At 71.0% G+C, this 10,809-nt stretch carries 8 protein-coding genes; 4 read left to right on the top strand and 4 right to left on the bottom strand.

All coding sequences use genetic code 11. The annotated features are described in order from the left end of the window. The first annotated feature begins 177 nt into the window (after positions 1-177). Positions 178-2,265 (top strand): helicase-associated domain-containing protein, encoded by a 2,088-nt coding sequence (locus ACOACQ_RS06075; protein WP_420287855.1) that lies wholly within the window; start codon positions 178-180, stop codon positions 2,263-2,265. A gap of 9 nt (positions 2,266-2,274) precedes the next feature. Further along, positions 2,275-3,945, top strand: a complete 1,671-nt coding sequence (locus ACOACQ_RS06080; RefSeq protein WP_378601620.1) for a DNA repair helicase XPB — start codon at positions 2,275-2,277, stop codon at positions 3,943-3,945. Here the strand turns inward: ACOACQ_RS06080 and lon are convergent, their stop codons facing one another. The 3 genes from lon to ACOACQ_RS06095 all read right to left on the bottom strand — a co-directional run bounded on the left by lon (position 3,946) and on the right by ACOACQ_RS06095 (position 8,120). Further along, entirely contained in the window at positions 3,946-6,282 is a 2,337-nt protein-coding gene (gene lon / locus ACOACQ_RS06085; RefSeq protein ID WP_420287856.1) for an endopeptidase La, read from the bottom strand. A 65-nt stretch (positions 6,283-6,347) separates the two neighbouring features. Continuing rightward, positions 6,348-6,887, bottom strand: coding sequence for a Uma2 family endonuclease (locus ACOACQ_RS06090; protein ID WP_420287857.1), 540 nt, complete (start codon positions 6,885-6,887; stop codon positions 6,348-6,350). Between the two features lie 18 nt (positions 6,888-6,905). Then, entirely contained in the window at positions 6,906-8,120 is a 1,215-nt protein-coding gene (locus ACOACQ_RS06095; protein WP_420287858.1) for a DUF2786 domain-containing protein, read from the bottom strand. 175 nt (positions 8,121-8,295) lie between these two features. Here ACOACQ_RS06095 and ACOACQ_RS06100 point away from each other — a divergent pair, with 175 nt between their 5' ends. Further along, complete coding sequence (locus tag ACOACQ_RS06100; RefSeq protein WP_378601635.1) at positions 8,296-9,096, top strand: SseB family protein; 801 nt, start codon at positions 8,296-8,298, stop codon at positions 9,094-9,096. Between the two features lie 4 nt (positions 9,097-9,100). Here the strand turns inward: ACOACQ_RS06100 and ACOACQ_RS06105 are convergent, their stop codons facing one another. Further along, on the bottom strand, positions 9,101-9,412 hold the full coding sequence (locus ACOACQ_RS06105; RefSeq protein ID WP_378601647.1) for a chorismate mutase: 312 nt from the start codon (positions 9,410-9,412) through the stop codon (positions 9,101-9,103). A 117-nt stretch (positions 9,413-9,529) separates the two neighbouring features. Here ACOACQ_RS06105 and ACOACQ_RS06110 point away from each other — a divergent pair, with 117 nt between their 5' ends. Beyond that, positions 9,530-10,711: an RtcB family protein gene (locus ACOACQ_RS06110; RefSeq protein ID WP_420287859.1), complete on the top strand. Its 1,182-nt coding sequence runs from the start codon at positions 9,530-9,532 to the stop codon at positions 10,709-10,711. The last annotated feature ends 98 nt before the right edge of the window (positions 10,712-10,809 follow it).

The following is a 10,809-nucleotide window of genomic DNA, read 5'->3' on the forward strand; positions in this document are numbered from 1 at the left end:
CGGTCGTTGGCCGACCAACTGCGGTCGTGGCCCGACGAGCGGCTCCAACGCCTGCTCGCAGCACGTCCCGACCTTGCCACCCCTGCCCCTCACGACTTCGGTCAACTCGCCTCGCGCGCCGCGGTGAGGAACTCGATTGCGCGAACACTCGATGGACTCACCCGGGGCGAACTCTCCGTGCTTGATGCCCTCGTGGTGGCCGGTCAAACCACCGAATCCGAACTGATCTCGATCGTGTGGGCCGACCCGTCCTTCGTGGCCGCGACGATCACTCGGCTCCTGGACCTGGCGCTCGCCTGGGAGTCGCCCGAGGGGCTGCGCCCGCTCACCGGTGTCGCCGACAGCATGCTCGGCGGCGGCGAGGCCGGAGTGAGCGGCCTGCGGCCCCGCTCCCCCGGCCGCCGGGACCCCGTCGCGCTCGAACCGGTCGTCGCCGCGCTGCCCCCGGAGGCCCGCGCGCTCCTGGACCACGTCGTGGCGAACGGGGGTACGGCGAAGCCCGGCACTGCCCGGATCGGCTTGCGTCCCGAGGACACCGAGACCCCCGCCGAGCTGCTGATCGCGCACCGCCTGCTGCTGCCCGGCGGGTCCCTGCAGCCGGGCCTGCTGATGGTGCCGGGCGAGGTCGGCCTCGTGCTGCGCAACGGTCGGACGACGACCACCCCCATCGACGAGCCACCGCCCGTGGCGGCCGAGGCCCGGTCCCCCCGCCTGGCGCAGGGCGCTGCCGTCGGTGCGGCGACGGACGTCGTACGACGGATGGAGACGTTGCTCGAGTGGTGGGGCGTGCGACCGGCGGCCGCCCTGCGCACCACCGGACTCGGCGTGCGGGAGCTGAAGGCGACGGCGACGTACCTCCAGGTCTCCGACACGGTCGCGGCACTGCTGGTGGAGGTGGCGGCCGAGGCCGGCCTGCTCGGCACCCGCGCCGACTCCGACGGCAACCCGGTGTGGGTGCCGACGGAGCAGTTCGACCTGTGGCGCGAGCTGCCGACCGCCGAGAAGTGGTCCGTGATCGCCCGTGCCTGGCTGACGAGTGCACGACTGCCGTCGCTGGTCGGCGAACGCGGTCCGGACCAGAAGCCGTGGAACGCGCTGACGCCCGAGCTGTCGGCCTCCGGCATGCCCGAGGCCAAGGCGATGGCGCTCGCTGCACTGGCCGAGCTCCCCGAGGGGCACGGCCTGGCCGCCGGTACCGGACTGCCGTCGCTGGTCGCCCGGCTGGCGTGGGAACGACCGCGCCGTCCCCGCACCCGACCCGACCTGGTTGCGTGGGCGATCACGGAGGCAGCGGTCATCGGCGTCACCGGCGCCGACGTCCTCGCGCCGTTCGGCCGGGCACTGGTCACGGGGGACGACCCCGCCCCGGAGCTGGCCGCCCTGTTGCCGCCGCCCGTCGACCACGTCCTCATCCAGGCCGACCTGACCGCCGTGGCCCCCGGGCCGCTCGAACCGGACCTCGCCCGCCGCCTCAACCAGGTCGCGGACATCGAGTCCCACGGAGCGGCGACGGTCTACCGGTTCACGCCGGACTCGGTGCGGCGCGGACTGGACGTCGGCTGGACCGGCGCCGAGCTCCAGGCCTTCCTGCTCGCGGCGTCCCGGACGCCCGTGCCCCAGCCGCTGAGCTACCTGATCGATGACGTCGTGCGCAGCTTCGGCCGACTGCGCGTCGGGGTCGCGTCGTCGTTCATCAGGTCCGAGGACGAGGCTGCCCTCGCCGGGCTGATCGGCGACCCGCGCGCCGTCGGGCTGGGCCTCCAGCGGATCGCGCCGACGGTGCTGGTCTCGAACGTGCCGATCGACGTCCTGCTGCCCCGGCTGCGCGACCTCGGTGTCGCGCCGGTCGTCGAAGGACCGGACGGAGTCGTCCGCGTCGGCGCGGCGGAGCCGCTCCGGGCCCGGTCACCACGGACCCGTGACTCGGCGGACCCGGCGCGCGCCGCGGCTCGCCAGTCGGCCCACGTGGTCACGGCCGTGTCGAACCTGCGGGAGGGCGATGCAGCGGCCCGCAACCGGCCCGCCTCGGCCTCGGCGCCCGGCGGTGGCGTGCTGTCCGCCCTCCGGGAAGCCATCGAGCGGCGCGGCGTCGTACTCATCGGGTTCACCGACAACCAGGGCGTCGTGAGCGAGCGCGCCGTCGCACCCCTCGCCGTCGAAGGCGGCCGGCTGACCGCTCGCGACCAGGACGCGGAGGCCGACGACCCCGACGCCGAGCGGACCTACGCCGTGCACCGGATCAGTCGGGTCGTTCCGGTCGCGTAGTCTCGTGCGGTGACAGACGGACCGTTGATCGTGCAGTCGGACAAGTCCCTGCTGCTGGAGGTCGACCATCCGCAGGCGGCCGAGTGCCGCAAGGCGATCGCCCCCTTCGCAGAGCTCGAGCGCTCCCCCGAACACATCCACACCTACCGGCTCACGCCGCTCGGCCTGTGGAACGCCCGCGCCGCCGGTCACGACGCCGAGCAGGTCGTCGACACCCTGCTCAGCTTCTCGCGCTACGCCGTCCCGCACGCGTTGCTGGTCGACGTCGCGGAGACGATGGCGCGCTACGGCCGGCTGAAGCTCGAGAAGCACCCCGTCCACGGCCTCGTGCTGACGTCGACCGATCGACCCGTGCTCGAAGAGGTCCTGCGCGCCAAGAAGATCGCCGGGATGCTCGGCGAGCGCCTCGACCCCGACTCCGTGGCAGTCCACCCCTCCGAGCGGGGCAACCTCAAGCAGGCGCTGCTGAAGCTCGGCTGGCCGGCCGAGGACTATGCCGGGTACGTCGACGGCGAGGCCCACGCGATCGACCTCACCGAGGACGACTGGGAGCTGCGCACCTACCAGCGCGAGGCCGCCGAGTCGTTCTGGAACGGCGGCTCCGGGGTCGTCGTACTGCCGTGCGGAGCGGGCAAGACCATCGTCGGCGCGGCCGCCATGGCGCAGGCGCAGGCCACCACGCTGATCCTGGTCACCAACACGGTCAGCGCGCGGCAGTGGAAGGACGAGCTGGTCAAGCGCACGTCGCTGACGGCCGACGAGATCGGCGAGTACTCCGGCACCGTCAAGGAGATCCGGCCGGTCACCATCGCGACGTACCAGGTCATCACGACCAAGCGGAAGGGCATCTACCCGCACCTCGAGCTCTTCGACGCCCGCGACTGGGGCCTGATCGTGTACGACGAGGTGCACCTGCTGCCCGCACCGATCTTCCGGATGACGGCCAACCTCCAGGCGCGTCGCCGGATCGGCCTGACCGCCACACTCGTGCGCGAGGACGGCCGCGAGGGCGACGTGTTCTCGCTGATCGGCCCGAAACGGTACGACGCCCCGTGGAAGGACATCGAGGCACAGGGCTGGATCGCCCCGGCCGACTGCATCGAGGTGCGCGTCAGCCTGACCGACTCCGCGCGGATGGTCTACGCGACGTCAGAGGCCGAGGAGCGCTACCGCCTGGCCGCGTGCACGCCGGAGAAGATCCGGGTCGTCCGCGACCTGGTCGCGCGCCACGCCAACCAGCCGACGCTCGTGATCGGCCAGTACCTCGACCAGATCGAGGAGCTGTCCCAGGCCCTCGACGCCCCCGTCATCACGGGCGCCACCCCGGTCAAGGAACGCCAGCGACTGTTCGAGGCGTTCCGCAGCGGTGAGGTCGGACTGCTGGTCGTGTCGAAGGTCGCGAACTTCTCGATCGACCTGCCCAGCGCCGAGGTCGCCATCCAGGTCTCCGGCTCGTTCGGTTCCCGCCAGGAGGAGGCCCAGCGCCTCGGCCGCCTGCTGCGGCCCGGGGAACCCGGCCCCGACGGTGAGCGGAAGATCGCGCGGTTCTACACGATCGTCTCCCGCGACACCGTCGACGCCGACTTCGCCCAGAACCGCCAGCGGTTCCTGGCCGAGCAGGGGTACGCGTACCGGATCGTCGACGCCGACGACCTGGACGCGTCAGCGGACCAGGTCTGATCAGGCCGCGCTGACGGCCTGTTCCTCCGCGGCGACCAGCGCCAGGCCGAGGATCTCGGTCACGTGGCCGACCGGGTGCACCGTCAGCTGCTCCAGGATCTCCGCCGGTACGTCGTCCAGGTCGGGCCGGTTGCGTTCGGGAATGAACACGTCCGTGACCCCGGCCCGCTGCGCGGCGAGCAGCTTCTGCTTCACGCCGCCGATCGGGAGCACGCGACCGGAGAGGGTGACCTCGCCGGTCATCGCCACGTCGGACCGCACGGGGCGGCCGGTCAGCAGCGACACCAGCGCCGTCACCATCGTGACGCCGGCGGACGGGCCGTCCTTCGGGATCGCACCCGCCGGGAAGTGCACGTGCAGCGACCGCTCGAAGGCGGAGGCCGGGACACCGAGCTCGGCGGCGTGCGAGCGCACCCAGGAGAGCGCGATCCGGGCCGATTCCTTCATCACGTCACCGAGCTGACCGGTGACCGTCAGACCGGCCTCGCCCTCGGCGACCGACGTCTCGACGTACAGCACGTCACCGCCCATGCCGGTCACGGCGAGACCGGTGGCGACACCGGGGACGGAGGTCCGCTCCTGGACGTCCGGCGTGAACCGGGGACGCCCGATGAGGTCGTTGAGCTGGTCGAGGCCGATGTCGACGCGGTCCACCTCGCCAGACGCGAGACGGGCGGTGGCCTTGCGGAAGGCCTTGGCGAGCAGCCGCTCGACCTGGCGGACACCGGCTTCGCGGGTGTAGTTCGACGCGATCTCGCGCAGTGCCTCGTCGCTGATGGTCACCTCGTCGGTGCCGAGCGCGGCGCGCTCGAGCTGCCGCGGCACCAGGAAGTCCCGGGCGATCGCGACCTTGTCGTCCTCGGTGTAGCCGTCGAGGGTGACCAGCTCCATCCGGTCCAGCAACGCCGCGGGGATCTGGCCGATGTCGTTGGCGGTCGCGATGAACAGCACGTTCGACAGGTCGAGGTCGAGCTCGAGGTAGTGGTCGCGGAACGTGTGGTTCTGCGCGGGGTCCAGGACCTCGAGCAGCGCCGCCGCGGGGTCACCGCGGTAGTCCGAACCGACCTTGTCGATCTCGTCGAGGAGCACGACCGGGTTCATCGAACCGGCCTCCTTGATGGCGCGTACGACGCGACCGGGCAGGGCGCCGACGTACGTCCGCCGGTGGCCCCGGATCTCGGCCTCGTCCCGGACACCGCCGAGGGCGACGCGGACGAAGTTGCGCCCGAGGGCACGGGCGACGGACTCACCGAGCGACGTCTTGCCGACTCCCGGAGGACCGGCCAGCAGGATCACGGCACCGGAGCCGCGGCCGCCGACGACATCGAGGCCACGCTCCTCCCGACGGGCACGAACGGCGAGGTACTCCGTGATCCGGTCCTTCACCTCGTCGAGCCCGTGGTGGTCGGCGTCGAGGACCGCGCGAGCAGCGACGACGTCCGTGTCGTCCTCGGTCCGGACCGACCACGGCAGGTCGAGCACCGTGTCGAGCCAGGTCCGGATCCAGCCGGCCTCGGGGTTCTGGTCGCTGGCCCGTTCGAGCTTGTCGACCTCGCGCAGCAGCGCCTCGCGAACGTGGTCGGGCACGTCGGCGGCCTCGACCCGGCTGCGGTAGTCATCGGTGTCGGCCTCGCCCTCACCGAGCTCCTTGCGGATCGCGGCGAGCTGTTGGCGCAGCAGGTAGTCCCGCTGCGACTTCTCCAGGGACTCCCGGACGTCCGACTCGATCTTCTCGCTGACCTCGGACTCGGTGACGAAGTCACGGGTCCAGTCGACGAGGAGCTGCAGGCGCTCGGCCACGGCAGGCGTCTCGAGCAGCTGCCGCTTGCGGTCGTCGCTGAGGTACGGCGCGTACCCGGCCGTGTCGGCGAGCGTCGCCGGGTCCTCGATCCGGGTCACGTTGTCCGCGACCTGCCAGGCCTCGCGGCGGTGCAGGAGACCGACGACGAGCTGCTTGTACTCGTCGGCCAGCGCACGCACGGCGTCGTCGACCACGCCGCCGTCGACGGTCTCCACCTCGACCCACAGGGCCGCACCGGGACCGGTCACACCGCTCCCGATCCGGGCGCGACCGCCGGCCTTCAGGACCGCCGCGGGCTCGCCGCCGGAGAACCGGCCGACCTTCTCGATGCTCGCCACGACGCCGTACGACGCGTAGCGGTCCTCGAGGCGCGGGGCGACCAGGACCTGGGCGGGGTCGCCCGACTCACGGGCGGCGAGCTGGGCGGCGTCGATGGCGGCCCGGGCCGGCTCGTCGAGCTCGACGCGCACCACCATCCCGGGAAGCACCACCACGTCGGAGAGGAACAGCACGGGAAGCTGCACAGGGTTCGTCATGCACCTTCCAATGCATTCCGGGTTCGTGCTGTTCCGTTGTTCGCGGATGGCGAACCCGGGAACTTTCAGGCGTACAACTCCGCCGGAACGATCCGGACGGCGTACGGCGCCCGTGCGATCCACTCCTCGTCGCCAGAGACCAGCGCCGCGACCTCGTAGCGCCCGTCGCGCAGCTCCCACGCCGTCAGGCTGGGAACCTCGGGGTCCACGATCCAGTACGACGGCACACCGGCACGTTCGTAGAGCCGCTTCTTCCGCACCTGGTCGCGGCCACGCCCGCTCGGCGAGAGGATCTCGACGACGAGCAACGGTGGCTCCATCAGTCCGCGCTGCTCCGGCACGTGGCGTCCCACCACCATCAGGTCGGGCTGGACGACGGACGTGACCTCGAGCTCGACATCGAAGGGCGCCGCGAGCACGACCAGGCCCTCGGGCCGGGCCGCGTGCAGAGCCATGTGGAGCTCAGCCGACATCCGCTGGTGGTCGTAGGAGGGTGCGGGGACCACGGTGATCTCACCCTCGAGCAGTTCGTAGCGCAGTCCGTCGTCGGGCAACGCGTAGTAGTCGTCGCGCGTGTGCCCCGGGCCGAGAGTCGGGGTGGTCATGGGTTCCATGGTGCCTCCTCACGCAGACAGCTCGCCAGCGTTGAGTAGGGCGAGATCAGCGGCCGACCGTCCTTGGGCCGCACCCCATGCGTCATGGCGGCCGCCGATCCTGCTCTCGGTCAATGCGCCTCCGAACAGGCGCTCGACCGTGTCACCGACCGCCCGCGCCCGGCTCCGGAGCACGGGGAGCGACGCGACGGCCCCGGCCTCGGCCAGGACAGCGCCGTTCGCCGCGGCCAGACGCTCCGCGATCCTCGACGCGAATCCGAGATGGAAGGAGCGACGGAAGGCAGAGGTCCGGGACCGGTCCCCTGCAACGGCGTTGCGGGCGGCCTCGGCGAGCGCACGGCCGACCTGCACGAGCAGCGAGGTGAACAGGACCTCGACGGCAGCGAGGTCGTCGGCATGACCGACGACGACGCTCAGGTCGAGGCCGTTGATCCCGATCGCCCGGCACCTGTTGGCATCAGCAACGGCAGCAAGCAGCGCCCCCTTCACCACGACATACGGCGGTTCGAGCAGCACTCGCGTCATGCACGGCTCATCTCCCGCCGGGCACTGTTCGAGCCGGACTCGATCCACGGCGTGCCTGGCCATCAACTCCTGGGCCTTCGCCGTCAACAGTTCTGCTTCGGCCTCGAAGGTGGTCGACTCCGCCTTGGCCAGGAGCTTGCGAATCCGGTCGAGCAGGGGGTCCGCCGCGGCGGCAAGCATCGGGGCACCCGTCGCGACCAACGAGGGATCGACCCCGGGCGGCGGGATGAGCAGGGGAAGTTGCGGCAACCGGGAGAGCACTCGCCATGCAGCCCCGACCGCGTCGTAGCACCGCCGCCGATCCAGTCCTTCCCGCCGTCGCCACTGGCGCAGCCAGTCGTGGCGGGTCGACTCGCCCCGGCTGTCCAGCCGGTCGATCTGGGCCTGCCAGCGCGGGTCGATCACCTGGGACGTGCGGCGGTCGTGGTCGGCAACGATCGCGAGATCGACGAGTCGCGCCGCGATCCGGTCGGCCTTCCGCGCCACGACGTGCACCAGTTCGCCGGGTTGCCAGCCCTGCGACCAGGCGCCAGCGATCACCTCGAGCAGGATCTGCTCCCCGGCGGGATCAACGACTGACACCGACCACAGCGCCAGCCGGTCTGACTCCGCGGTCGGCTGCCGTCTCACTTCCGTCGCCCGCCACAGCAGCCGTTGCCATGCCTCACGCACCGCCCGTACGTCATGCCGATCTGTCATCTGCTCCTCCTGCTCCGCGTGCCGGACCAGGGACGTTCGCCGACAGGTCGGACATCCGAACCACGGCGCCACCGGTCCTGTGGAGGAGGAACCGCCACAGGAATGCCTGTGGACGGTTGGCGGACGTGCGCGACGGAGCAGATTGACGCCGCGGCTCGTGGGCACGGTGGTCCGCATGACCGACAACGCACCCGTCCTGATCGAGGAACTCGACCGCCGCAACGACGCCCGTCGCGCCGCTCCCGGGGACCAGGCGGCCGAGATGGCGCTGTGGGAGGCCGCTGCCCGGCTCGGCCTCTGGTTCGTCGTGAACAACGGCACGACCGAGGAGCCGCGGCCGACGGGCCTGCAGCTCGAGGGCGTCGGCTCGCTCATCGCCGTCTACAGCAACCAGGCACGGGCGCAGGCGGCGGCTGGCGAGGGCACGGTCCTGGGCGTTCCGATGCCGGCTGCACTCGACTGGCTGGCGTCGTACGCCCAACGAGGGGTCAGCGGCATCGTGCTGGACCACCCGGGCATCGGCGCCTGGATTCCGCTGGCCAACCTCTCCTACCTCAAGCGCTGGGTCCCTGCCGGACAGGCACTGATCACGACGAAGGTGGTCATCGCCGCCCCCGACGTGCAACCCGCGATGGACGCGTACCGCGCCGAGCAGAACGACGACACGTACACCCACGTGCTGCGCCTCCTGCTCACGGCCGACCTGCTGGTCGTGGTCGACCCCGGCGGCGACGGCACGGCACCGACCCACATCCGCAACGGCCGGGGCGAGCGCGTCGCACTGGCCTTCACCGACAGCACCCGGCTCGCCGCCTTCTACGAGGGAAAGGCCGTCGACGTACAGCAGCGTCCGGCAGCCGGCGTCCTCGCCCTGGTGGCCGAGCAGTACGACGTACTCGTCATCGACCCGCAGCACCCGTCATCGTTCGCGGCGACGCCCGAGTGGATCCGCGGGGTGCTCGACGAGACGCGCTGAACGATCAGACCTCGGCGTCCTCGGCGAACTGCTCGTGGTTGCGGATGACCTCCGCGATGATCACGTTGAGGATCTTCTCGGCGAAGTGCGGGTCCAGACCGGAGCTCTCCGCCATCGAACGGAGGCGGGCGATCTGCACCGACTCGCGCGCCGGGTCCGCAGGCGGCATGCCGGCCTTCGCCTTCAGCTGGCCCACCTGCTCGGTGCACTTGAACCGCTCCGCGAGCAGGTGCACGAGGGCGGCGTCGAGGTTGTCGATGCTCGACCGGAGACGGTGGAGCTCGGCCCGCGCTTCTTCTGCACTCACGGGCTCCATCCTGCCGTACGCGTCGGTAAATGCCGTGTGCAAGGCATTTCCGCGGACCTAACGTGATCGGTTGGCCCGCGTGCGCGGGTCGACGAGAACCAGAAAGGCAGACCAGAGGAAACCACGATGGAGAAGATCACGCCGAAGCTCATCAACTGGGCTTCGATCCTCGAGCAGGGCACGCGCGACCAGGCGGTGACGACGGCGACGATGCCGTTCATCTTCCCGCACCTCGCGCTGATGCCCGACGCCCACCTGGGCCTGGGGGCGACGGTGGGTTCGGTCATTCCGACCCTCGGCGCCATCATCCCGGCCGCGGTCGGCGTCGACATCGGCTGCGGCATGATCGCCGTGCGCACCCAGTTCACCGCCGACCAGCTGCCGACCGATCGGCGTCCGCTGCGCGAAGCCATCGAGCGGGCGATCCCGCTCTCAGCCGGCGCGGCCAACCGCAAGGTCAGCCGACCCCACACCGAGCAGCGGCTCGAGCAGCTCGCTGCCGCGGCGAGCGAAGCCGGCTTCGAGCCGGGCCGCTACGCGAGCCGGTGGGAGCTGCAGCTGGGAACGCTCGGATCCGGCAATCACTTCATCGAGGTCACCGTCGACGAGGAGCAGCGGGTCTGGCTGTTCCTGCACTCGGGCTCGCGAGGGGTGGGCAACAAGATCGCCCAGAAGCACATCAAGGTCGCGCGCGACCTGTGCGAGAAGTGGTGGATCCCGCTGCCCGACAAGGACCTCGCCTACCTGGCCGAGGGCACCGACGAGTTCTGGGCCTACATCCGCGAGATGCGGTGGGCGCAGCTCTACGCGCTGCTCAACCGCGAGGAGATGATGGACCGGGTCGTGCGGCAGTTCGCCGACTGGGTCGGACTCGGGTCGGTCGACGACGTGGAGCGGTGCGAGGAGATCAACTGCCACCACAACTACACCGAGCAGGAGACCCACTTCAACAAGCAGGTGTGGCTCTCCCGCAAGGGCGCGATCAACGCCGAGCTCGGGCGGCCGGGGCTGATCCCGGGTTCGATGGGGACGGCGTCGTACGTCGTCAGCGGGCTCGGCAACAAGCTGGCGCTCCACTCCGCGCCGCACGGTGCGGGCCGGGAGTACTCGCGCTCTCGGGCCCGGCGCACCTTCACGCGTGAGCAGCTGCAGGAGGCGATGGCCGGCATCGAGTACCGCGACACCGACGCGTTCATCGACGAGATCCCGGCGGCGTACAAGGACATCGACCAGGTCATGGCGGACGCCACCGAGCTGGTCGAGATCCGGCACACGCTGCGGCAGATCGTGAACGTGAAGGGCGACTAGCTGTGATGCCCAGGGAGGTTGTCCCGCCCTCCGGCGGTGAGTCGGGCTGACAGGTGAGGGCCCCCGGTTGTGAAGTGGAGCTGTCTAGTTCACCGCTT

The sequence above is a fragment of the Nocardioides sp. CPCC 206347 genome (genome assembly GCF_048654605.1).
In the GTDB taxonomy this organism is placed as follows: Bacteria; Actinomycetota; Actinomycetes; order Propionibacteriales; family Nocardioidaceae; genus Nocardioides.